Here is a 22,846-nt window from a genome sequence, read left to right as displayed (position 1 = left end):
ATGACGGGAGAAGAGAGCATGCGCCCACTCGGAAACACCCTGATCACCGGCGGATCCTCCGGCCTGGGGGCCGCCACGGCCGAGGCCGTGGCCGCCGAGGGCGGGTACCCGATCGTCATCGACCGCCAGCACCCCGGCAACGACCTGCCCTTCGAGCAGGCCGACCTCGCCGACCGGACACAGGTCGAACAGGCGGTGCAGCGCGTCGGCGTCAAGCACAAGCGGATCGACGCCCTGGTCAACGCGGCCGGAACCGACGCCTGCGGCACCCTCACGGACGTGTCCGCCGACGACTGGGAACGGGTCGTGCGGGTGAACCTGCTCGGCACCGCGGCCATGACCCGGGCGGCCCTTCCGTACCTGAGGGAGAGCCACGGAACGATCGTCAACTGCGCGTCCACCCTCGGACTGCGGGCGCTGAGCGACGCGACCGCCTACTGCGCTTCCAAGTTCGGGGTCGTCGGCTTCACCCGGGCCCTGGCCGCCGAACTCGCCGGGCAGGTCCAGGTGACGCTGCTGGTCCCCGGCGGCATGAGCACCCACTTCTTCGACGACCGCCCCGAACAGTACAAGCCGGGCCCCGACGCCAAGCTCAACGCGCCCGAGGACGTGGCGAGGACCGTCGTCTTCGCCCTGGCCCAGCCGGCCGGGTGCGAGGTGCGCGAGCTGGTCGTGTGCCCGTCCCAGGAGACCTCCTGGCCCTGACCGAACGAACGCCGTAGGAGGCGAGTGAGGATGAGTGACCGGTACACGAGGACCGCCCTGGTCACGGGCGGCGCGGGATTCATCGGTTCGCACCTGTGCGAACGGCTGCTGGAGGAGGGCGCCCGCGTGCTGTGCGTGGACAACTTCTCCACCGGCAGACGGGAGAACGTGCGCCATCTGCTCGACGACCCCGGGTTCACGCTCACGGAGGCCGACCTCGTCGAGCCGCTGGACGTTTCCGAACGATTGGACGTGGTCTTCCACCTGGCCTCGGCGGCCTCGCCCGCGGACTACCTCCGCCTTCCCGTGGAGACACTGGAGGCGGGCAGCCTCGGCACCCGGCACGCCCTGGCCCTGGCCGAACGCAGCGGCGCGCGGCTGGTCCTGGCCTCGACGAGCGAGGTGTACGGCGACCCCTTGGAGTACCCGCAGCGCGAGAGCTACTGGGGCAACGTCAATCCCGTGGGGTTGCGCAGCGTCTACGACGAGTCCAAGCGCTACGCGGAGTCCCTGACGATGGCGCACCGCCGCGCCCGGGGCGCCGACGTGGGCATCGCCCGCATCTTCAACTGCTACGGGCCGCGGCTGCGCCCGGACGACGGGCGCGTGATCCCGACGTTCATCAACCAGGCGCTGGCCGGTGAGCCCCTGACGGTGGCGGGGAGCGGGCACCAGACCCGCTCGGTCTGCTACGTCGACGACACCGTGCGCGGGCTGCTGGCCCTGGCCGACAGCGACGCCGTCGGACCCGTCAACATCGGCAGCGACGAGGAGCTCACGGTGCTGGGCCTGGCCGAGTACGTGCGCAACTTCACCGGGTCGCGCTCGCAGATCGACTTCGTGGCGCGACCCCCGGACGACCCCGTCCACCGCAGGCCCGACCTGAGCCTGGCGACGAGCCTCCTCGGCTGGCGCCCGGAGATCCGGCTGAAGGAGGGGATCCGGCGGACCGTCGAGTACTTCGTGGAGGAGCGCGCGTGCTCGGGTGACGGGGCTGCGGAGGTGTCGGCCGCCGCGGTGGGGGCCGAGGGGGAGCGGACGTGACCGAGAGCCGCGTGACGGTGGTCGTCGCGACCCGCGACCGGCGCGACGAACTGCGGCGGACCCTCGCCCACCTGGGGCGCCTGTCGCCCCCGCCGCCGGTGGTGGTCGTGGACAACGGCTCCACCGACGGCACGGGCGAGGCCGTCCGGGCCGAGTTCCCCGACGTCGTCCTGGTGGAGCACGACCACAACCTCGGGTGCGCCGCCCGCAACACCGGCGTCGCGCGGGCGCGCACCCCCTACGTCGCGTTCTCCGACGACGACTCCTGGTGGGAGGAGGGGGCTCTGGAGGCCGCCGCCGACGCCTTCGACGCCCACCCCCGGCTGGGCCTGGTCGCCGCGTCGGTCCTGGTCGGGGCGGCGCAACGCCCCGACCCGGTCAACGCCGACCTCGCCCACAGCCCGCTGCCCGCGGACGACGACCTGCCGGGGCCGCGCGTCCTGGGCTTCCTGGCCTGCGCGGCCGTGGTGCGCCGGAGCGCCTTCGTCCAGGCGGGCGGGTTCGATCCGCTGCTGTTCTTCGGCGGTGAGGAGGCCCTGCTCGCTCAGGACCTGGCCGCCCTGGGATGGGGGCTGTGCCACCTTCCGGGCGTGCGCGCCCACCACCACCCCTCCTCGCTGCGCCCGCCGAGCACCTGGCGGCGGCGGATGGAGGCGCGCAACGCCCTCCTGGCCGCCTGGCTGCGCCGCCGGCCGGGGGTCGCCCTGTCCCGCACGGCCGAGGCGGCGCGCCGCTCCCTCAGCGATCCCGACAGCCGGGCGGCCCTGACCGGCGCCCTGCGGCTCATGCCCAGGGCCGTGGCCGGGCGCCGCCCGCTGCCCACCCGCGTGGAGCGGGACCTGGCACTGCTGGAGTCGCGGTGAGCGCGCGCACCGGCGTGGTGGTCATCACCCGGAACCGGTGCGACGAACTCCTGCGGACCCTGGACCGGCTCGCGGACCTTCCGGAGTCGCCGCCGGTCGTCGTCGTGGACAACGCCTCCGGGGACGGGACCGCCGAGGCGGTCGCCCGCGCCCATCCCGGTATGGGGCTCATCCGGGCGCGGGCCAACCTGGGGGCGGTCGGCCGCAACGTAGGCGTGGCAGCCCTGGACACGCCCTACGTCGCCTTCTGCGACGACGACACGTGGTGGGAGCCGGGCGCGCTCGACCGCGCGGCCGACCACTTCGACGCCCATCCCGGCCTGGGCGCGGTGACCGCCCGCATCCTCGTCGAGCCCGGCGGGGAGGAGGACCCCATCACCCCGGAGCTGCGGCACTCACCGGTGCGCGGCCCCTCCTGGCTGCCCGGGCCCGCCCTCCTCGGCATCCTCGCGGGAGCCAGTGTGCTGCGCGTGCGCGCCTTCCAGGACGTCGGCGGGTTCTCCCCGCGCCTGTGGCTGGGCGGGGAGGAGGAACTCCTGGCACTCGACCTGGCGGCCGCGGGGTGGTGGATGTGCTGGGACGGCGCGATGACGGTTCACCACGCGGCCTCCGAGGTGCGCGACGCCCGCCGCCGCCGTCGCCTCGGGATCCGCAACACCCTGTGGACGGCCTGGCTGCGCCGCCCCCTGCCCGGAGCGTGCCGGCACACCTGGGCGACCCTGCGCGCGGCCCCCCTGGACACCGCCACCGTGGCGGCGCTGGCCGAGGCCGCGGCGGGCCTGCCGTGGGTGCTGGAGGACCGGCGCCCGGTCCCCGTGGAGGTCGAGCGCGGGCTGCGGGCCCTGGAGGAGCCGCGCCGGAGGTCGCGGGCACGGCGCTACGTGGGCTGAGCGGCGCACTCCGCTCCGCCCCGGCGGGCCTGCACCGGGCTCGCGGTCTCGGCGGGCTCCACCCGGATTCCGAGTTCGCGGGCACGGCGGGCCGCACCCGGCCAGGCCGACGGGCTCCCACCCCGCGGGGGTGCACCCGGCGGGGCCTCACACCGCCTTCGGCCCGCACGCGCCCACGTCCTCGCGCAACTGCTGCAGGACGGCCGCCAGGAGGCGGGAGACGTGCATCTGGGAGTAGCCGAGTTCCGCGGCGATCTCCGACTGCGACTTGTCACCGAAGAACCTCAGGGTGAGCAGCCGCCGCTCGCGCTCGGGCAGCCGGGCCAGGGCGGGCCGCAGCGACTCGCGCTCCTCGACCAGCGCCAGCCCCCGGTCCTCGCATCCGAGGCGGTCCTCGGGGCTGGTGCCCTCCGAACCGTCCCCGCTCCAGCTGTGGGGCACGTCCAGTGACAGGGCGCGGTAGGCCTGGTCGGCCTGGAGGAGTTCGGCGGCCTCGCCCTCGCACATGCCGAGCAGCTCACCGATCTCCCGGGTCGTCGGCTCGCGGGCGTGCTCCTGCTCGAACGCCCCGATGGCCGTCCGGAGCCGTGCGCGGTTCTCCTGGTGCTGGCGCGGCACGCGCATCGCCCAGGTGTGGTCGCGGAAGTGGCGCTTGATCTCGCCCAGGACCGTGGGCAGCAGATAGGAGACGAACGGGCTGCCGCGGTCCGGGTCGAAGCCGTGGACGGCCTTGAGCAGTCCGACCATGGCGGTCTGGCGTACGTCCTCGTAGGGTTCGCCGTGTCCGCGGTACTTGAGCGCGACCCGTCGGACGAAGGGCGCGTAGACCATGACGACGTACTCCCGCAGTTCCGCGGCACGGGCGTCGTCCTCGGGCAGTGCCCCGATCTCGGCCAGGGCCGCGTTCGCGGCGGCCTCGCCCTCGATCGGGTCGTGGCTGTGCGGTCGGCGGTGGCCGGCCTTCCTCGTCGACCTTCCTTCGCTGGTGACCGAGCTCAAGGCAATCTCCTCCGTCCGTGCGGTGCCGTTGCTGCCCGTTCGCTTGGGGCCGGCGCCCGGGGCGCCGGGCGGCTCTCCGGTCGCGACCGGGAGGCGCACTCGCTACGTGCCCGAGATACACACGGTGAAAGGGAGGGAGAAGGAAGCCTGGACAACCATGGAGACTCCGTTCACCTGGGCGGGTCTGCTCCCCGCCCAGGCAACGGTCTCCTTCAACTCGGCGTTACGCTACCGTGACTCTCTAGCGCTCGGGCTCGAACCACACCGCGCCCAGCGGCGGCAGGGCGATCTCCGCCGAGAAGGGCTGGCCGTCCCAGGGCACCTCCTCCGCCTCGACGCGGACCGGCGCTGGGAAGCCCGAACCGCCGAAACGCGGGTCGTCGGTGTTGAGCACCGACTCCCACCGGCCCCCGGCGGGCAGGCCCACGCGGCGCTCGGGGCGCGGGACCGGAGAGAAGTTCACGCCGCAGGCCAGCACCGAGCCGTCCTCGCCGTGCCGCAGGTAGGTGAGCGTGTTGCCCTCGTGGTCGCCCCCGTCCAGCCAGCGGAACCCCGCCGGGTCGGTGTCGAGGGACCACAGGGCCGGGCGCGGCCGGTAGGCGGCGTTGAGCGCTCTGACCAGACGCTGGACGCCCGCGTGGTGCTCGAACTGCACCAGCCACCACGGCACGCCCTGGTCGTGCGACCACTCGTCGCCCTGGGCGATCTCCCCGCCCATGAACAGCAGCTGCTTGCCCGGGTGCGACCACATGAACGCGAGCAGGGCCCGCAGCGTCGCCGAGCGCTGCCACTCGTCGCCGGGCGGCTTGTTGAACAGCGACTGCTTGCCGTGCACGACCTCGTCGTGCGACAGCGGCAGCACGTAGTTCTCGCTGTAGGCGTAGACCATCGAGAACGTGATGTCGTTGTGGTGGTACTTGCGGTGGACCGGCTCCTTCTTCACGTACTCCAGGGAGTCGTGCATCCACCCCATGTTCCACTTCAGGCCGAAGCCCAGCCCGCCCATGTCGACCGGCCGCGTCACGCCCGTGTAGGCGGTGGACTCCTCCGCGATCATCGCCACGTGCGGGTTGCGCCGGTAGACGGTCGTGTTGAGCTCCTTGAGGAAGTCGATCGCCTCCAGGTTCTCCCGCCCGCCGAAGACGTTGGGCTCCCACTGGTCGGAGTCACGCGAGTAGTCCAGGTAGATCATCGAGGCCACCGCGTCCACGCGCAGCCCGTCGATGTGGAACTCCTCCAGCCAGTACAGGGCGTTGGCGACCAGGAAGTTGCGGACCTCCGTGCGCCCGTAGTTGAAGATGAGCGTCCCCCAGTCCGGGTGCTCACCGCGCCGAGGGTCCGGGTGCTCGTACAGCGCCGACCCGTCGAAGCGGGCCAGCGCCCACTCGTCCTTGGGGAAGTGCGCGGGGACCCAGTCCAGGAACACGCCGACGCCCGCCCTGTGCAGCGAGTCCACCAGGTGGCGGAACTCGTCCGGCGAGCCGAACCGCGGGGTGGGCGCGTAGTAGGAGGTGACCTGGTAGCCCCAGGACCCGTCGAAGGGGTGCCCGGCCACCGGCAGGAGCTCCACGTGCGTGAACCCCATGTCGGTCACGTACTCGACCAGCTGCTCGGCGAGCTCGGTGTAGCCCAGACCCGGCCGCCACGACCCGAGGTGCACCTCGTAGACGCTCATCGGGGCCCGGTGCGGCTCCACGCCCTTGCGCTCGGCCATCCACTCCTGGTCGGTCCACACGTGCTCGGAGGAGGTGACCACGGACGCGGTCGCCGGCGGGACCTGCGTGCGCCGCGCCATGGGGTCGGCCTTGTCCCGCCACTGGCCGTCGGCCCCCAGCACCTGGAACTTGTAGAGGTCGCCCTCGCCCACGCCGGGCAGGAACAGCTCCCAGACCCCGCTGGAACCGAGGCTGCGCATGGGGTGCGCGACACCGCTCCAGTAGTTGAAGTCGCCGATCAGCCGCACGCCGCGGGCGTCGGGCGCCCACACCGCGAAGCCCGTCCCGGGCACCTCGCCCATCGGGGTCTCCAGCTCGGCGGTGTTGGCGCCCAGGGCGCGCCACAGCTCCTCGTGCCGGCCCTCGCCGATCAGGTGCAGGTCGAGTTCGCCCAGGGTGGGGGCGAAGCGGTAGGCGTCTGCGGTGACGTGTTCGGGGCCGCCGGGCTCGTAGCGGGCCGCGACCCGGTAGTCGCGGGTCCCGCGCGGCACGTTCCCGGAGAACACGCCGCGGTGCAGGTGGGTGAGTTCGGCGCGGTCACCGTCGGGCAGCACGGCGGCCACCTCCACGGCGCCCGGGCGCAGGACCCGCAGGTTCCGGCCGGTCGGGCCGTGCAGGCCCAGCACGGAGTGCGGGTCGTGGTGGTGTCCGTCCACCACGCGGTCGAGTTCGGCCAGGAGCGCGGGGTCGGGCGCGGTGCGTCGACGCGGGCGCGGTCGGGATTGGCTGCGGGGCGAGGTCACATCGGCTCCGTCGGGATCGTGTCGGTGCGGGGTTGCGCGGGAGCGGACGGCGGCCGGGGCCGGCGTCCGCGGGGACGGCGGTGCGGGACGGACCGCCACCCGCGTGGCGGTCCTCCCGGTCATCGGTCAGCCGGGCACCGGCCGGGCGGCGGCGGCCGTGGCGATGGACTCCAGCGGCACCCGGAGCCAGTCCGGCCGGTTGTGGGCCTCGTAGAGCACCTCGTACACGGCCTTGTCGAACTCGAAGGCGCGCAGCACCGTCAGGTGCTTGTCCGGGTCGGGACCGCCGCCGTCGGCGTACCCGGCGCAGAACGCCTCCCGGTTGGTCCGCGCCCACGCCCGGGCCGACCACTCCAGTTCGGGGTCCGCGGGCTGGCCCACGAGCAGGAACCCGGCGGCGTAGTCGAAGGAGCGCAGCATCCCGGCCACGTCCCGCAGCGGGCTGGAGAGCCGCTGCCGGTCGCGGACGGGCACGGTCGGCTCGCCCTCGAAGTCCAGCAGTACCCACGTGGAGTCGGTGCGGATGACCTGTCCCAGGTGGTAGTCGCCGTGCACGCGCTGGATCGGCAGCGGCTCGTCCACCTCGGAGAAGTCGGCGTAGGCCTCCAGCACCCGCGGCGCGTGCTCGGCGAGCTCGGGGACCTCCGCGCTGGCCATCGCCAGGCGTTCGACCATCGCGTCGGCGAGCTCGGCGGCGGCGGCCGGGGAGAGCACGTCCGTGGGCAGGGCCTGCGCCAGGGAGCGGTGCACCTCGGCCGTGGTGCGGCCCAGGCGTTCGGCCTCCTCCGCGAAGGACTGGAGCCGAAGGCTCTCGGTCGAGGGTGGATGCCCCATCCCCTCGCGTAGCGCCCCGGGGCGATGGTGGGAGACGGGCGGGAAGGCCGACTCGCGCTGGGCGCCGCCGCCCTCCAGTAGGCGCCGCACGTTCGCGGTCGCCAGCACCCAGCCGTCGGTGGCGCCGGGCACGTACTCCTGGAGCAGGGCCAGGGTGGCCGGAGCCGGGTGCCCCGGCAGGTCGGCCTCGATCCAGCCGCAGGGGCGAGCCACGTACGGCGACCCCGCCAGCGCGACGTTGAGCTCCAGGTCAGGGTTGTGGCCGGGCCAGAGTCTGCGGAACGCCTTGAGGACGTAGTCGTCGCCGAAGACCAGGGAGGAGTTGGACTGCTCCCCGGTCAGCAGCCGACCGCGCGCGCCGGTGCGCACCCGCGTTCCGGGCAGGGTGCGGAAGCGCACCGGCCCGTTGTCGTCGTCCGGACGCCCGGAGACGAAGCACTCCAGGAGCATGCCGGTCAGCTCGGTGTCGTGGGTGGCGTCGTAGACGACCCGGGGCCGTCCGCCCGCCACCGTGCACACGCCGATCGCGGCGCCGGCCAGTTCCGGAGGAAGTGACCGCGGCGGGCGCGCGCCCAGCAGAACCTGGTAGCGGGAACTGCGGCCGCGCTGGCCCGCCTGCACGACGAGCAGGTACAGATCGGGCCCGCCGGCACCGGAGGACACCAGCCGGTGCTGACTCTCGATCCGGATCTGTTGGATGGGGATTCCCTTGCCGGAGAACCACCGCTGTCGGGGCAGCCAGGCGGCGAGGAGCTCTTCGAGTTGCGACATGTCAGTACGGCCTGTTTCCCTTCCCGCCACCATCCCGTCCGGTGTGTGCCGTCGCCTGCCCCGCGAGGCTCGGAGCGGAGACGGCGGGACGCTGGGCGGGCCCGGTCGCGCCGTCGCGCGGGTCGGCCGCGTCACCGTTCGGGGTGCTGGACGCCATGGTGGGTGTGCGGTGGTGCGAGTCGCGGGCCGGCGGACCGGACGGGTGGCCGGACAGGCCCTCGAAGACCGGGCGCGGGCTCACCCCGGCGGCGGGCAGGCCGTAGGTCGGCAGGCCGTCCTCGTCGCGCGCGGTCGGCGCGGCCCCGGTGGCCGCGGGCAGCTGGAACCAGTAGAAGCCGTGCCCGGGCAGGGTGAGCAGGTAGGGCAGTTCACCGATCTCCGGGAAGCGCACGCCGCCCACGCACTCCACCGGGGCGACCCCCGCGTAGCCGGACAGGTCCAGCTCCACGGGCTGCGGGAACCTCGACAGGTTGTTCACGCACAGCATCCGGTCGTCGCCGTGGGCGCGGATGAAGGCCAGCACGCTCGGGTTCGTGGCCTCCAGCTCGGCGAACTCGCCCGTGCCGAAGACGGGGTGGCGCTTGCGGATCTGGATCATCCGGCGCGTCCAGTGCAGCAGCGAGCCCGGGTTGTCGCGCTGGGACTCGACGTTGAGCGCCTGGTAGCCGTAGACGGGGTCCATGATCAGCGGCAGGTACAGCCGGGCGGGGTCGCCGCGCGAGAACCCGGCGTTGCGGTCCGCGCTCCACTGCATCGGCGTGCGCACGGCGTCGCGGTCGCCCAGCCAGATGTTGTCGCCCATGCCGATCTCGTCGCCGTAGTAGAGGACGGGCGAGCCGGGCAGGGACAGCAGCAGGGCGGTGAACAGCTCGATCTGGTTGCGGTCGTTGTCGAGCAGGGGTGCCAGCCGCCGGCGGATCCCCACGTTGGCGCGCATGCGGGGTTCCTTGGCGTACTCCGCGTACATGTAGTCCCGCTCCTCGTCGGTGACCATCTCCAGGGTCAGCTCGTCGTGGTTGCGCAGGAAGATCGCCCACTGGCAGTTGCGGGGGATCGGCGGCGTCTGGGCCAGGATCTCCGAGATCGGGAAGCGCTGCTCCTGGCGGACCGCCATGAACATCCGCGGCATCAGCGGGAAGTGGAAGTTCATGTGGCACTCGTCGCCGCCGGTCTCGTAGTCGCCGAAGTAGTCGACGACGTCCGAGGGCCACTGGTTGGCCTCGCTCAGCAGCACCCGGTCGGGGTAGAGGCGGTCGACCTCGGCCCGCACCCGCTTGAGGAACTCGTGCGTCTCCTTGAGGTTCTCGCAGTTGGTGCCCTCGCGCTCGTACAGATAGGGCACGGCGTCCAGGCGGAAGCCGTCGATGCCCAGGTCGAGCCAGTAGCGCAGGACCTCCAGGATGGCCTCCTGGACCGCCGGGTTCTCGAAGTTGAGGTCCGGCTGGTGGGAGAAGAACCGGTGCCAGTAGTACTGGCCGCGCACGTCGTCGTAGGTCCAGTTCGACGTCTCGGTGTCGACGAAGATGATGCGCGCCTCGTCGTAGCGGTCGTCGGTGTCCGACCACACGTAGAAGTCGCCGTAGGGGCCCTCCGGGTCCTCCCGGGAGGCCTTGAACCACGGGTGCTGGTCGCTGGTGTGGTTCATGACCAGGTCGGTGATCACCCGGATCCCGCGCCGGTGCGCCTCGTCGAGGAGCTCCACGAAGTCGGCCGTGCGGCCGAACTCCGGCAGGATCTTGAAGTAGTCCGAGATGTCGTAGCCGCCGTCGCGCAGCGGGGACTCGTACATCGGCAGCAGCCAGACGCAGTCGATGCCGAGCCACTGGAGGTAGTCCAGTTTCTGCACCAGCCCGGCGAGGTCGCCGGTGCCGTCGCCGTTGGAGTCGAAGAAGCCCCGGGCCAGGACCTCGTAGAAGACGGCGTGCTTGTACCAGTAGGGATCGCTGGTACCGCCGGATGACATGAGCGGGCCGGTGGCGGCCCCGGTGGCTGGGGCGAGCGGACCGTGGTGAACGGGTCCGGGCTCGTCATTGCTCATCTACTGCTCCCCACCAAGAATGTTCGACATCGGATCAACGGGCGTTTCGGGCACGGGCGGGGCCGGTCTCGCCGGCCCCGCCCAGGGCGCTATCTGCCGCTGACGGTGAACACGTGAGCGGGTCCGGTCGCCGGGTCGAGCCGGACGTAGTTGGCGGCGCGCCAGGTGTAGGAGCGACCGGTCAGCTCGTCTGTCACTGCGAGTTCCTCCTCCCCGTCGCGGCCGATGGACGGTAGGTCGAGATGCACGGTCGCCTCGCGGGCGTGGTGCGGGTCGAGGTTGACGACCACGATGACGAGGTCGTCGGGCTCGTCGGGGCCGGTGCCGGGGCGGTACTTGGAGAAGCACACGAGCTCGGGCCGGTCCACGTGGTGGAAGCGGAGGTTGCGCAGCTCGCGCAGGGCGGGGTGGGAGCGGCGCAGCGCGTTGAGCCGGCCGATGAGCCCGCTCAGGGTGTGTCCGGCGGCCTCGGCGGCGGCCCAGTCCCGCGGGCGGTACTGGTACTTCTCCGAGTCGAGGTACTCCTCGCTGCCGGGGGCGGCGGGCACGTTCTCGCACAGCTCGAACCCGGAGTAGACGCCCCAGGTGGGGGAGAGCGTCGAGGCCAGGACCGCGCGCGCCTCGAAGGCGGGACGGCCGCCGTGCTGGAGGTAGGCGTGCAGGATGTCCGGGGTGTTGGCGAACAGGTTCGGCCGCAGGTAGTGGGCGGTCTCCTGGGAGAGCTCGGTGAGGTAGTCCTCGATCTCCTCCCGGCTGTTGCGCCAGGTGAAGTAGGTGTAGGACTGGTGGAAGCCGACCTTGGCCAGCGTCCGCATCATCGCCGGGCGGGTGAACGCCTCGGCCAGGAACAGCACGTCCGGGTGGCCGCGGGCCACGTCGGCGAGCAGCCGCTCCCAGAACGCCACCGGCTTGGTGTGCGGGTTGTCGACGCGGAAGATGCGCACTCCGTGGTCGATCCAGTGCCGGACGACCCGCAGGACCTCGGCGTACAGGCCGTCGAAGTCGGTGTCGAAGCTGAGCGGGTAGATGTCCTGGTACTTCTTCGGCGGGTTCTCGGCGTAGGCGATGGAGCCGTCCACGCGGTGCGCGAACCACTCGGGGTGCTCGGTGACCCACGGGTGGTCGGGCGAGCACTGCAGGGCCAGGTCGAGCGCCACCTCCAGGCCGTGTTCGGCCGCCTCGGAGACGAAGGCGTCGAAGTCGTCCAGGGTGCCCAGGTCCGGGTGGACGGCGTCGTGGCCGCCGTCGGCCGAACCGATCGCCCACACCGATCCGGGCTCGCCCGGCCCGGCCTTCAGGGCGTTGTTGCGGCCCTTGCGGTGGGTGGTGCCCACCGGGTGGATCGGCGGCAGGTAGACGACGTCGAAGCCCATGTCGGCGATGGCCGGCAGGCGCTTGGCGGCGGTCCGGAAGGTGCCCGAGCGCTCCTGGCCCGGTGCGGTGTCCACCTGGGCGCCCTCCGAGCGCGGGAAGAACTCGTACCAGGAGCCGAACAGGGCGCGCTCGCGGTGCACGACGACGCTGCGCCGCTTGGACCTGGTGACGAGCTCTCGCACGGGAGCGCGCTCCATCTCGGCCAGGACCTCGTCGGTCAGGGCGGCCGCCAGGCGGTCCACCGGGGCCAGGGAGTCATCGCGAAGGACGGCCGCCGCCCTGGCCAGGGCGGGCCTGCGGGGCACGCGGCGGCCGGCGCGGGCCAGCAGGCGGGCGCCCTCCTCCAGGACGAGGTCCGTGTCCTGGCCCAGCGGCAGCTTGATCCGGGCGGTCCGCCGCCAGGTCGTGAAGGGGTCGGTCCAGGACTCCACGGCGAAGGACCACGTGCCCTCGGAGGGGAGGCTGATCTCGGCCTCGAAGCGGTCCGTTCCGGGAGCGGCCTCGCGCATGGGAACGAGTTCCCGGCGCTTGCCCTGTGGTGAGTAGAGGACCACGCCGGCGGCGAGGGAGTCGTGTCCCTCGCGGATCACCGTCGCTCCCACGGTGAAGCGTTCACCGGGGACCGCTTTCACCGGTCCTAGGTCGTTGTCTGGAGAGATCCCGAGTATGGGAAGGCGTCCGATCACTGATTACACCGCAACTGTCATGTTTTGGGCGTTATGGCTGGTTCGGCTGGCATGCCGGTATTCGGAAGGCGAATAACAAGAATTTCATCGAAGGCAAGCCGGAGTTAACGAAGGGTCCGGAACAACACCTGTCCGGATTGCGGCTTCGGCGCCCTCCGCTCTCTATCGTCTGCCCTCTCATGGGGTTTGGCGGAGCGTCGGGGCCGAATAATTAATGTGATCCTCATCACACTGGTCGCCAAGGCTCGGAGCTGGTATTTGACGGGTTTCTGCCATGTAAACCTCTCAAATCGGGCATAGGGCTGCACCAGATTCAGGTGTCTCTGTGGTTGTTTTTGTATTCCTTCTCGCGAAAAGTCGGAAAACTCAACCACCGGGTTGCGAGGAGCGTGCGGCTGGGTAGGGATGACCAAATGCCGACGTCGAGGGTCGCGCGTCATTCCGGACGGGCCGCCGGGGCTCGAACGATCGATCAGACTCGGGGTGCGGTCGATGACCCTGGTTTCGGCGCCGACGCGTACACGGGGGTGTCGTCCGCGTCGATTCCTCTTGATGTCGAGTTATTGAAGAGTCTGTTTCGTGCGGACTGTCAGCGGATGCACGATCTGTGCGCTTTGCCGTTGATTTGTGAAGCTTTTCGACAACACGCGGGAACGAGCAGGACTCCCTTTGCGGCCCGCCGGGGAGGGTGGTCGGGGCAGTGCGTTCCGCCTCACGCGGAACCGGCAGGCACGGCGCCGAGGGGGAGACGTGACCGAGTCCAGTGGTGACGGAGCACGCGAGGAGACCCGGGCGGCCGCGCTCCTGCGGCTGACGGGGGTCGCGGCGCTGGCCGGAGTGCTGTGCGCCTCACTCGTCCTACCGTGGGTGGGCGCGGCCGGCCTGGTCGGACGGGACGTGGCGTCGGCGTTCATGGCCCTGCCCGCCGACCTGGAGCCCCCGCCCCTGTCGGAGCGGATCCTGCTCACCGACGCCGACGGCCGGCCGATCGCCGAGGTCGCCGAACGCGAGCGCGACCTGGTCGGCCTGGACGAGATCAGCCCGTGGGTCCCGGCGGCGCTCATGGCGATCGAGGACGAGCGCTTCTACGAGCACAACGGCCTGGACCTGCGCGGCGTCCTGCGCGCGCTCGTGCGCACCGCCCAGGGCGACCTCCAGGGCGGGTCCACCATCACCCAGCAGTACGTGAAGAACCTCCTGATCGAGAACGCCGACACCGAGGAGGAACTGGCCCGCGCCAACGAGCGCACGGTCGGGCGCAAACTCGTCGAGCTGCGCCACACCATGGGCATCGAGGAGCGCATGACCAAGGACGAGATCATGGAGGGCTACCTCAACCTCTCGTACTTCGGTTCGGGGGCGCACGGCATCGAGATCGCCGCCCGGCGCTACTTCTCCGTCCCCGCCGCCGACCTCGGCCCGGCCCAGGCCGCGCTGCTGGTCGGCCTCGTGCGCGGACCCTCCTACTACGACCCGCTGGCCAACCCCGACGCCGCGATCGAGCGCCGCAACACGGTGCTCGACCGGATGGCCGACACCGGTGACCTCACCGCAGAGGAGGCCGAGGAGTACAAGGGCACCGGGCTGGACCTGGAGCCCACCGAGCGCGGGGGCAGCTGCTACAGCAGCGACTACCCGTTCTTCTGCGACTACGTCATGCGCTGGCTGGAGAACTCCGACATCCTCGGCGAGACCGAGGAGCAGCGGAACCGCACCCTGGAACAGGGCGGGTTCACCGTGCGCACGACCCTGGACCGCGACGCGCAGACGGCCGCCCAGGAGGCCGTGGACCGGCACGTCCCGCCCGACGCCGCGCCGAAGTTCGCCGCCGAGGCGGTCGTGGAGCCGGGCAACGGCAAGGTCCGGGCGCTGGCGCAGAACCTGCGCTACGGCTTCGACGAGGAGGACTCCGACACGACCTCCATCAACCTCGCGGTGGACCACGAGGACGGGGGCTCGCACGGCTACCAGGCGGGTTCGACGTTCAAGGCGTTCACCCTGGCGGCGGCGCTGGACGCCGGGCTCGGCTACGGCACGAGCTTCTCCGCGCCCAAGACCATGACCGTCGACGGGCTGCGCAACTGCGACGGCGGCCGGATGTCGGGCTGGGACGTCCGCAACGCCGGGGAGAGCAGCGCGGGCCGGCACAACATGATCAGCGGGACCAAGGGGTCGGTGAACACCTACTTCGCCCAGCTGCAGAAGCGCGTGGGCCTGTGCGAGACCTCGCGGATGGCCGAGAGCGCCGGGATCGCGCGCGCCGACGGTGAGCCCCTGGGCGTGTGGAGCTCCTTCACCCTGGGCGACCAGGAGGTCTCCCCGCTCACCGTGGCCAACGCCTACGCCACCTTCGCGGCCCACGGCACCCGCTGCGAGCCCCGCCCCGTGGAGGTCGTCTCGGAGAACCCCGTGGATCCGGACGCCGGACGGATCGTGGTCGGCAACACCTGCGAGGAGGACGCCGTGGACCGGAAGGTCGCAGACGGCGTCAGCCACCTGCTCCAGCAGACCTTCAAGGGAGGTACCGCCAACGGTCTGGACATCGGCCGCCCGGCGGCGGGCAAGACCGGTACCACCGACAGCGCCGCCTACGCGTGGTTCGCCGGGTACACGCCCAACCTGGCCGCGGCGGTGGCCGTCGGCGACCTGCGGGGCGGCGAGCAGAACCCGCTCCAGGGCGTGCGGATCGGCGACCGCTACTACGGGATCGTCTACGGCGGGACCCTGCCCGGACCCATCTGGCAGGAGACCATGCGGGAGGCGACGGCCGGCCTGCCCGAGAAGTCCTTCCCCAAGTCACCGTCGGACTTCGGCGACCCCGACGCGGACCGGCCCGAGCCCCGGGCCGACGGTGACGGCGACGGCGGTACGGAGGGCACCTGAGGGGTCCCGCGGCACGAATCGGGGGTGACATGCGGCGATCCGGCCGTTCATGCCCCATACTGGGACCAACCGACAGGGGAGCGCGCGAGCGCTGAGAGTGCGGCACAGGGCCGCAGACCCTTACACACCTGATCTGGGTCATGCCAGCGAAGGAAGTCGTAAGAACCGCCACCGACGGCACGTTCGCGGTGGCGCTCTTGGCCAGGGTGCGCGCGGCGGACGCCGCGTGCCCCGGAAGGGCCCCTCGTCCCCCCAACGAAGGGACACCCCGACATGAGCACCGAGACCGAGACCCCGGGCTTCTGGCAGGACGTCCTGCTCCGGCTCCGCAGCTGGCGCACGGTCGACATCGTCGTGGCCGCCGTCATCGGCGTCGCCATCGGCGTGGTCTTCTGGGCCTGGAACATCCTCTGGACGATCACCGCGCCGCTGTTCGTCGCCTTCCCCCCGGGACAGGCGGTCATCTACGGCATGTGGCTGATCTCCGGCGTGCTGGGCGGCCTGATCATCCGCAAGCCCGGCGCCGCCCTGCTCACCGCGATCGCCGCCGCGTCCGTCTCCGCGGTGCTGGGCACCCAGTGGGGCGTCATGGTGATCCTCGACGGCACACTGCAGGGGATCCTGCCCGAGCTGGTCTTCCTCGCCTTCGGCTACCGGCGCTGGGGCATGGGCGTGGCCGTCCTGGCCGCCGCCGTCGCCGGGATCTCGCCCGCGATCCGCGACAACCTCACCTACAACGTCACCTGGTCGCTCGACCTGAAGCTCGCCTACGGCCTGATCGTCATCCTCAGCGCCGCCGTCATCGCGGGCGTCGGCGCCCGCCTGCTCACCACGGCCCTGGCCAAGTCGGGCGCGCTGGCTCCCTTCCCGTCGGCCAGGGACTGAGCGTGGAGCGGGCCCAGGGCGCGCGCGTCGAGCTCGCCGGATGGGGCTGGCGGCACTCCGGCCGGGAGTCGTACGCCCTGCGGGGCGTGGACCTGGTCATCGAACCGGGGGAGCGGGTGCTCCTGCTCGGCGCCTCCGGCGCGGGCAAGTCCACCCTGCTGCACTCGCTGGCCGGGCTGACCGGCGCCGACAGCGCCATCAGCGGCGACCAGGAGGGCGTCCTGCGCGTGGACGGCGGCCCCGCCGACCGCCGCCGGGGCGGAGCCGCCCTCGTCAGCCAGGACCCCGAGACCCAGCTGGTGATGGCCCGGGCGGGCGACGACGTCGCCTTCGGGCCGGAGAACCTCGGGGTGGACCCGGCGCTGATCTGGCCGCGGGTGGAGCGGGCGATGGCCGACGTCGGCTTCCCGTACGGGCCGCGCCACTCCACCGGCGCCCTGTCCGGGGGCGAGAAGCAGCGCCTGGTCATCGCCGGCGCGCTGGCGATGCGGCCCCGCCTGCTGCTCCTGGACGAGCCGACCGCCAACCTCGACCCGGCGGGCGCCGCCCTGGTACGGGCGGTCCTGGCCCGCGTCCTCGCCGCGACCGAGGCCACCCTGGTGCTGGTCGAGCACCGGGTCGCCGAGGTCGTCGGCCTCGTCGACCGGGTCGTGGTGGTGGAACCGGGCGGCGGCGTCGTCGCCGACGGCGCGCCGGACGCGGTGTTCGCCGAGCACGGCCGGTCACTGGCCGAGCAGGGCGTGTGGGTGCCCGGCGCCGAACCGGAGCCCCGGCTGGACCCGGCACCGGGCGGCGCGGGCGTGCTGGCCGCGGTCGGGGCCGCCGCGCGCACGCCCCCGGAGCTGGGCGTCGGCTCCGGGCCCCCGCGCACGGTGTTCTCCGGCGTCGACCTGGAGGTGAGGGCCGGGACGGCGACCGCGCTCACCGGCCCCAACGGGGCGGGCAAGTCCACCCTGCTGACCCTGTTGGCCGGACTGGCCAAGCCGCACCGCGGGTCCGTGCTGCCGCGCGGGCCGCTGGCGGAGGCGGACCGGCGCCCGCTGCGGCGCTGGCCCGCCCGGCGGCTCGCCCGGCACGTGGGGACCGTGTTCCAGCACGCGGAGGACCAGTTCGTCACCACCACCGTGCGCGACGAGCTGAGGTTCGCCCCGCGGCGGGCCGGGGCGGGTGAGGCCGAGACCGCGGCGTGGGTGGACGAGCTGCTGGAGCGGCTGCGGCTGACCGCGCTGGCCGACGTGCATCCCTACACCCTCTCGGGCGGGGAGAAGCGGCGGCTGTCGGTGGCCACGGCGCTCAGCTCGGGCCCGAGCCGGGCGCCGGACGTCCTGGTGCTGGACGAGCCCACCTTCGGGCAGGACACCCGGACGTGGACCGAACTCGTCGAGCTGCTGGGCGCCCTGCGCGCCCAGGGCCGTGCCGTGGTGATGGCGACCCACGACGAACTGCTGCTGCGCCGGTTCGCGGACACGCGCGTGCGGGTGGCCGACGGCCGGGCCGTGGCGGACCCGGAGCCGGCCGCGGCCACCGCGGCGGAGGAGGACCGATGAGGGGAAGGGCGATCCGGCCGGACGCGGGGGGCACACCGGGCTCGGACGCCGCTTCGGACACCGGGGCCGCGCCCGACACAGGGATTTCCTCGGCCCCAGGGCGCGATCCGGGATCCGGAACCGCGTCGGGCCCAGAAGGGTCGTGGGGCCCAGAAGCCTCGTCGCGCGCGGGGGGCACACCGGGCTCGGACGCCGCGTCGGACACCGGGGCCGTGCCCGTCGCGCGGGACGTACCGGACGAGGAGGCCGCACCGCCGGACGTGCGGGGCGAGGCGGGCGCGCCCGCCCTGGGCGGCCCCGGGCACACCGGTGCCCGCGCCTGGCTGACCGGGCTGAACCCGGCCGCCAAACTGCTCGCCGCGCTGGTGCTGGCCCTGGGACTCGTCCCGGCCGTGGACGCGGTGACCGGTGGCGTGGTGCTGGCCGCCGTCGTGCTGGTGGTCCCGTTCAGCGGGATCGACCGGCGCACGCTGCTCGTCCTGGGCGGCCCCTTCGTCCTCATGGGCCTGTCCAGCGGAGCGGTCAACTACCTCTACGGCGAGGAGGGCCTCTCCGGAGCGGTGGGCGCGGCGGTCCGGCTGCTCGCGATCGCCCTGCCCGGGCTGCTCGCGGCGGTCAGCAGTGACCCCACGGAGACGTCCGACGGCCTCGTGCAGCGGCTCCGGCTGCCGGAGCGCCCGGCCATGGGGGTGCTGGCGGCCCTGCGCCTCATCCCGCTGCTCGCCCACCAGTGGCGGACCATCACCCTGGCCAGGCGGGCGCGCGGTCTGGAGGCCGGAGCGAACCCGGTGGCGGTGGTGCGGCTGTTCTTCGGGCGGCTGTTCGCGCTGCTGGTGCGCTCCATCCGGACCGGGACCCTGCTGGCCACGGCCATGGACGCCCGGGCCTTCGGCACCGGGCCGCGCTCGCACGCGCGCCGCAGCCGCTGGCGGGCGGCCGACACGCTGCTGATCGCCGGGTCGGTGCTCCTGCTGGCGGCGGCCTACGCCTGCTCCGCGCGGCTGGGCACCCTGGTGCTGCTGTTCTCGTGACCCGGGTGGTAGGACAGCCAGGGACACAGTCGTCGAAGGTGAAGAGGTGGAGCTCGTGGGCGAGTTCGTGCGGGTGGAGACCGATCCGGACCACCCGGCCGTGGCCGTCGTGCGCATCGACCGGCCCAAGGCCCTGAACGCGCTGAACGGCCAGGTGACGGGAGAGATCGCGGTCGCCGCGACCCGGGTGGCGGCCGACGCCTCCGTGCGCGCCGTGCTGCTCTACGGCGGCGAGCGCGCGTTCGTGGCCGGTGCCGACATCAAGGAGATGGCGGAGCTGACCCACGCGCAGATGCTGGAGTACTCCCGGGCGCTGCAGAACGCCCTGACCTCCGTGGCCCGGATCCCCAAGCCCGTCGTGGCGGCGATCAGCGGGTACGCGCTGGGCGGCGGCTGCGAGCTGGCCCTGTGCGCGGACTTCCGCGTGGCGGGCGAGAAGGCCCGGCTCGGCCAGCCGGAGATCCAGCTGGGCGTCATCCCCGGCGCGGGCGGTACCCAGCGCCTGCCGCGCCTGGTGGGGCCGGCGCGGGCCAAGGAGATGATCTTCAGCGGCCGGCACGTGCGCGCCGAGGAGGCGCTGCGGATCGGCCTGGTGGACGAGGTCGTCCCCGACGCGGAGGTCTACTCCGCGGGGATGGCGATGGCCGCCCGGTACACGGACGGCCCCGCGGTGGCCCTGGCCGCCGCCAAGGAGGCCGTGGACCGCGGGCTGGAGACCGACCTGGACACCGGCCTGGAGATCGAGCGGCTGCAGTTCTCCGGGCTGTTCGCCACGGAGGACCAGAAGACCGGGATGCGCAGCTTCATCGAGCAGGGGCCGGGCAAGGCGACCTTCCAGGGGCGCTGACCGGCCGTGCGGGACCGGGGGTCGGGCCGTGCGGTGGCACGGTGCGACCCTCCCCACACCCGCCCACTCGTCGGATTCCGCTGTTTTTGGCATGATCGAGACCGTCGGGACGATCCGGGCGCCGCCCGCGGTCGGCCCGACGGCCGGTTCCGGCCGGGGGCACCACCCCGCACGGGAACCGCAGGGGCGGATTTTCCGTCATACTCGTGGTGGCCGTCCGAGGACGGAGCGGTCGCCGGAGCCCCCACCTCCCGGTGGGCCCGGAAGACCACCACGGCCCTGGACGGGCCGCACAAGCCAAGGTTGACCCATCCCCCCGGCCGATAAGCTGGACGTGGCGGTATGCGGTCTTTTGAGGGGATGAGTTCTCGATGGCAATGTCGGCAGGTTTCCCCACGGGCGAGGAGCTGCCGGAGCGCATCGGCCACTACGTGATCCGCCGCCGCATCGGCCAGGGCGGCATGGGCGTGGTGTACCAGGCCGAGGACCCCCGGACCGAGCAGTTCGTGGCGCTGAAGGTCCTCAAGCCCGAGGTCGCCGGCGACCACATCGCGCGGGCCCGCCTCGCGCGCGAGGTCGAGACCATGCGCAGCGTGCAGAGCCCCAACGTGGCCGAGGTCATCGACGCGGACACGCAGGCCGAGCTGCCCTGGGTGGTCACCGAGTACATCCCCGGCCCCACGCTGGACGCGACCGTCACCGACCACGGTCCCCTGCGAGGCCGCGCTCTGACCCGCTTCATCACCGGACTGGCCCGGGCGATCAAGGACATCCACGCGGTGGACGTGATCCACCGCGACCTCAAGCCCGGCAACGTCATCATCTCCAACGGTGAGCCGATCGTCATCGACTTCGGCATCGCGCACGCCGTCGACGGCGCCAAGCTGACCCAGACCGGCACGTTCGTCGGTACGCCCAGCTACCTGTCGCCCGAGGTCATCGAAGGCACGGACCTGGGTCCGGCCACGGACATCCACGCCTGGGGCGGCACGGTCGCCTTCGCCTCCACCGGACGCCCGCCCTACGGCTCGGGCTCCTTCGAGGTGATCTTCTTCCGCATCCTCAACGGCGAGATCGACATGGAGGGGATGCACGAGGCACTCCGTCCGCTGGTCACCCGCGCGGTCTCGCGGAGCATGCGCCAGCGCCCGACCGCCGCCGAACTCGTCGCCGAGACGGGCCGGCTCAACCTCGACCTGCCGTGGACCGAGGACCCCGGTGCGGGCCCGACGGGGCTGACCGGCAACCACACCGTCGTCGGCCCGGCGGCCGGCCACGGCCCGGCCGCCAGCGGCGGGGCCGGTGCGTCGTCGGGTTCCGACGGTCGCGGGCGCGGTGTCGGCGGGGCGGGGGCGGCGGGAGCCGCCGGTGCCGCTCTGGGCGGGGCCGCGGGATACCTGGCCAGCCACGGAGCCCGGGGCAGCGAGGGCTGGGGGCCCTCGCACTCGGCCAGCGGACCCAACCCGTCGCACACGGCCGCCGCCTGGTCGGTGCCCGCGGAGCAGCCGCGTACGCACGCCGCCCGTTCGGGCGGCTGGAACGCGGACGACGAGGCGACCGACGACCTGTCGGGTGCGCGACGCGCGCCCACCGGGTGGCAGACCGACGACGACGCCACGGACGACCTGTCCGGCGGGCGGCGCGCGGCCACCGGGTGGCAGGACGAGGAGGCCACCGACGACCTGTCCGGCGGGCGCCCGGCCTGGGGCGCGCGGCAGGAGCCGGTCGGCGGTCCCGACGCGGGGACCCAGCGCATCAGCCCGGTCGGCTCCGACGACCTGGAGGACCCGCAGGGCACGATGATGATCGACCCCGTCGGCGGCGACGACGTCGCGGGCACCCAGCGCATCCGGCCCGGCGCTCCGGTCGAGCGCGAGGACCCGCAGGGGACGATGATGATCGACCCCGTCGAGAACGGGCGCGAGCGCGTGGACGAGTACGAGGACGACTACGCCAACCAGGCGCCGCAGACCCAGTTCTTCAACACGCCGCTGTCCAAGGGCGACTTCGGCGACATCCTCACCCCGGTCGACGACGGTACGCGCTCCGGCCGGACACGGGAGTTCGACGACGAGTACGACGACGGGTACGGGGAGGAACGGCGCGGCGGCCTGCTGAACCGGTTCCGCCGCGGCAGCCACGACCGGCTCGGCGACTACTTCCGCGGCGGGGACGACGAGTACGACGACGATGAGTACGAGGAAGCGGCCTGGCGGATGCATCCGCTCGTGCTGATCCCCATCATGGTCTCGCTCGCCGGTGTGGCGCTGTGGTTCCCGTGGTTCGGCGTCATCCTGGGGATCGTGATGATCGCGGGGCTCAGCGCCCTGGACAAGGTCAAGATCCAGCAGGCCGAGCGCGTGCAGAAGCGCGGTCCGGGCCCCTCCGACGCCGTGATGATGGTGCTGAGCTATCCGGTGGCCTTCGGCCGCAGCGTGCTGCGCACGATCGGGTTCGGGCTGGTGTACCTGCTGGCGGGCATCCTGGTCGGCATGGTCTACGCGTCCCTCATGGACGTGCCGAACGAGGGCGCGAACTACACCGGCGGCTTCGCGATCTTCGTGACGATCCTGCTCAGCTACATCATGCCGAGCGGCCGCGAGGCGCGGCACCAGGCGGTGTGGCTGGTGGAGCGGGTCAGGTTCCGCAACCTGTACCTCTACATCGCCGTGATCGTGGGCATCGTCCTGCTGACGATGCTGATCCTGTCCATCGGTCTCACCGCCGCTCCCGTATGGGAGTTCGGACCGCTCCAGGGCCCGTCGGACTGGTTCTCCTAAGTTCTCTGGGGCCTCCGCTCGTGCCCACGCCGTCGCCCGCCACCACCCTCAACGGACGCCTGCGGCGCAGTCCTTCCTGCTTCGGCCCCGTGGTCGGGCGCCTTTGGGACGAGGGCTTCGCGCCTTGCGGTGCACGCCCTCGTTCCTCGGGAGTGCACCTCCAGCCGCTCCAGGACCCGTCGGCGCCCTCGCTGTGCTTGCTTTGGGCCTC

Annotated in this window: 15 protein-coding genes and 1 riboswitch; of the genes, 10 read left to right on the top strand and 5 right to left on the bottom strand. The window is 72.6% G+C overall.

What is annotated here, in order from left to right; translation table 11 throughout:
* The first annotated feature begins 18 nt into the window (after positions 1–18).
* Genes ADL05_RS06810 through ADL05_RS06795 form a run of 4 tightly spaced genes read left to right on the top strand, consistent with a single transcriptional unit; the run spans position 19 to position 3,502 of the window.
* Entirely contained in the window at positions 19–705 is a 687-nt protein-coding gene (locus ADL05_RS06810; protein ID WP_053616011.1) for an SDR family oxidoreductase, read from the top strand.
* Positions 706–735: 30 nt separating this feature from the next.
* The gene (locus tag ADL05_RS06805; RefSeq protein ID WP_053616010.1) at positions 736–1,749 is read left to right on the top strand and encodes a UDP-glucuronic acid decarboxylase family protein; all 1,014 of its coding nucleotides are present in this window, start codon (positions 736–738) and stop codon (positions 1,747–1,749) included.
* Complete coding sequence (locus ADL05_RS06800) at positions 1,746–2,612, top strand: glycosyltransferase family 2 protein (protein ID WP_053616009.1); 867 nt, start codon at positions 1,746–1,748, stop codon at positions 2,610–2,612. The genes ADL05_RS06805 and ADL05_RS06800 overlap by 4 nt, the downstream gene beginning before the upstream one ends.
* Positions 2,609–3,502: a glycosyltransferase family 2 protein gene (locus ADL05_RS06795; protein ID WP_053616008.1), complete on the top strand. Its 894-nt coding sequence runs from the start codon at positions 2,609–2,611 to the stop codon at positions 3,500–3,502. Before ADL05_RS06800 ends, ADL05_RS06795 begins: the two co-directional genes overlap by 4 nt.
* Before the next feature lie 147 nt (positions 3,503–3,649).
* Here ADL05_RS06795 and ADL05_RS06790 read toward each other — a convergent pair whose 3' ends face one another.
* From ADL05_RS06790 to ADL05_RS06770, 5 genes are all read right to left on the bottom strand, one after another.
* On the bottom strand, positions 3,650–4,501 hold the full coding sequence (locus ADL05_RS06790) for a SigB/SigF/SigG family RNA polymerase sigma factor (protein WP_053616007.1): 852 nt from the start codon (positions 4,499–4,501) through the stop codon (positions 3,650–3,652).
* Positions 4,502–4,742: 241 nt separating this feature from the next.
* Entirely contained in the window at positions 4,743–6,893 is a 2,151-nt protein-coding gene (gene glgB / locus ADL05_RS06785) for a 1,4-alpha-glucan-branching protein (protein WP_394324832.1), read from the bottom strand.
* 192 nt (positions 6,894–7,085) lie between these two features.
* Entirely contained in the window at positions 7,086–8,564 is a 1,479-nt protein-coding gene (locus ADL05_RS06780) for a phosphotransferase (RefSeq protein WP_053616006.1), read from the bottom strand.
* 1 nt (position 8,565) lies between these two features.
* Positions 8,566–10,602 carry a maltose alpha-D-glucosyltransferase gene (gene treS / locus ADL05_RS06775; protein ID WP_053616005.1) on the bottom strand — a complete coding sequence of 679 codons (2,037 nt, stop codon included), beginning with the start codon at positions 10,600–10,602 and terminating at the stop codon, positions 8,566–8,568.
* 89 nt (positions 10,603–10,691) lie between these two features.
* A complete protein-coding gene (locus ADL05_RS06770; RefSeq protein WP_053616004.1) occupies positions 10,692–12,662 on the bottom strand; it encodes an alpha-1,4-glucan--maltose-1-phosphate maltosyltransferase in 1,971 nt (656 codons plus the stop codon).
* A 750-nt stretch (positions 12,663–13,412) separates the two neighbouring features.
* Between ADL05_RS06770 and ADL05_RS06765 the strand changes: the two genes are divergently transcribed.
* The 6 genes from ADL05_RS06765 to ADL05_RS06740 all read left to right on the top strand — a co-directional run bounded on the left by ADL05_RS06765 (position 13,413) and on the right by ADL05_RS06740 (position 22,635).
* The gene (locus ADL05_RS06765; RefSeq protein WP_053616003.1) at positions 13,413–15,545 is read left to right on the top strand and encodes a transglycosylase domain-containing protein; all 2,133 of its coding nucleotides are present in this window, start codon (positions 13,413–13,415) and stop codon (positions 15,543–15,545) included.
* 64 nt (positions 15,546–15,609) lie between these two features.
* Positions 15,610–15,717: riboswitch (TPP riboswitch) on the top strand.
* Between the two features lie 101 nt (positions 15,718–15,818).
* On the top strand, positions 15,819–16,430 hold the full coding sequence (locus ADL05_RS06760; protein WP_053616002.1) for an ECF transporter S component: 612 nt from the start codon (positions 15,819–15,821) through the stop codon (positions 16,428–16,430).
* A 2-nt stretch (positions 16,431–16,432) separates the two neighbouring features.
* Positions 16,433–17,977, top strand: coding sequence for an ABC transporter ATP-binding protein (locus ADL05_RS06755; protein ID WP_369800900.1), 1,545 nt, complete (start codon positions 16,433–16,435; stop codon positions 17,975–17,977).
* A gap of 260 nt (positions 17,978–18,237) precedes the next feature.
* Complete coding sequence (locus ADL05_RS06750; RefSeq protein WP_053616178.1) at positions 18,238–19,008, top strand: energy-coupling factor transporter transmembrane component T; 771 nt, start codon at positions 18,238–18,240, stop codon at positions 19,006–19,008.
* A 46-nt stretch (positions 19,009–19,054) separates the two neighbouring features.
* Complete coding sequence (locus ADL05_RS06745) at positions 19,055–19,855, top strand: enoyl-CoA hydratase/isomerase family protein (RefSeq protein WP_231640637.1); 801 nt, start codon at positions 19,055–19,057, stop codon at positions 19,853–19,855.
* Positions 19,856–20,226: 371 nt separating this feature from the next.
* Positions 20,227–22,635, top strand: a complete 2,409-nt coding sequence (locus ADL05_RS06740; protein ID WP_231640636.1) for a protein kinase — start codon at positions 20,227–20,229, stop codon at positions 22,633–22,635.
* Positions 22,636–22,846: the final 211 nt, after the last annotated feature.

The organism is Nocardiopsis sp. NRRL B-16309, assembly GCF_001279585.1.
Taxonomy (GTDB): Bacteria; Actinomycetota; Actinomycetes; order Streptosporangiales; family Streptosporangiaceae; genus Nocardiopsis.
The sequence above is the reverse complement of the archived record's forward strand: the minus strand, read 5'-3'. Positions and strand labels throughout refer to the sequence as shown.

Coding starts and splice junctions, on each gene's coding strand:
- treS (WP_053616005.1), bottom strand. CDS start 10,602: ATGAGCAATGACGAGCCCGGACCCGTTCACCACGGTCCGCTCGCCCCA.
- ADL05_RS06805 (WP_053616010.1), top strand. CDS start 736: ATGAGTGACCGGTACACGAGGACCGCCCTGGTCACGGGCGGCGCGGGA.
- ADL05_RS06780 (WP_053616006.1), bottom strand. CDS start 8,564: ATGTCGCAACTCGAAGAGCTCCTCGCCGCCTGGCTGCCCCGACAGCGG.
- ADL05_RS06810 (WP_053616011.1), top strand. CDS start 19: ATGCGCCCACTCGGAAACACCCTGATCACCGGCGGATCCTCCGGCCTG.
- ADL05_RS06760 (WP_053616002.1), top strand. CDS start 15,819: ATGAGCACCGAGACCGAGACCCCGGGCTTCTGGCAGGACGTCCTGCTC.
- ADL05_RS06740 (WP_231640636.1), top strand. CDS start 20,227: ATGGCAATGTCGGCAGGTTTCCCCACGGGCGAGGAGCTGCCGGAGCGC.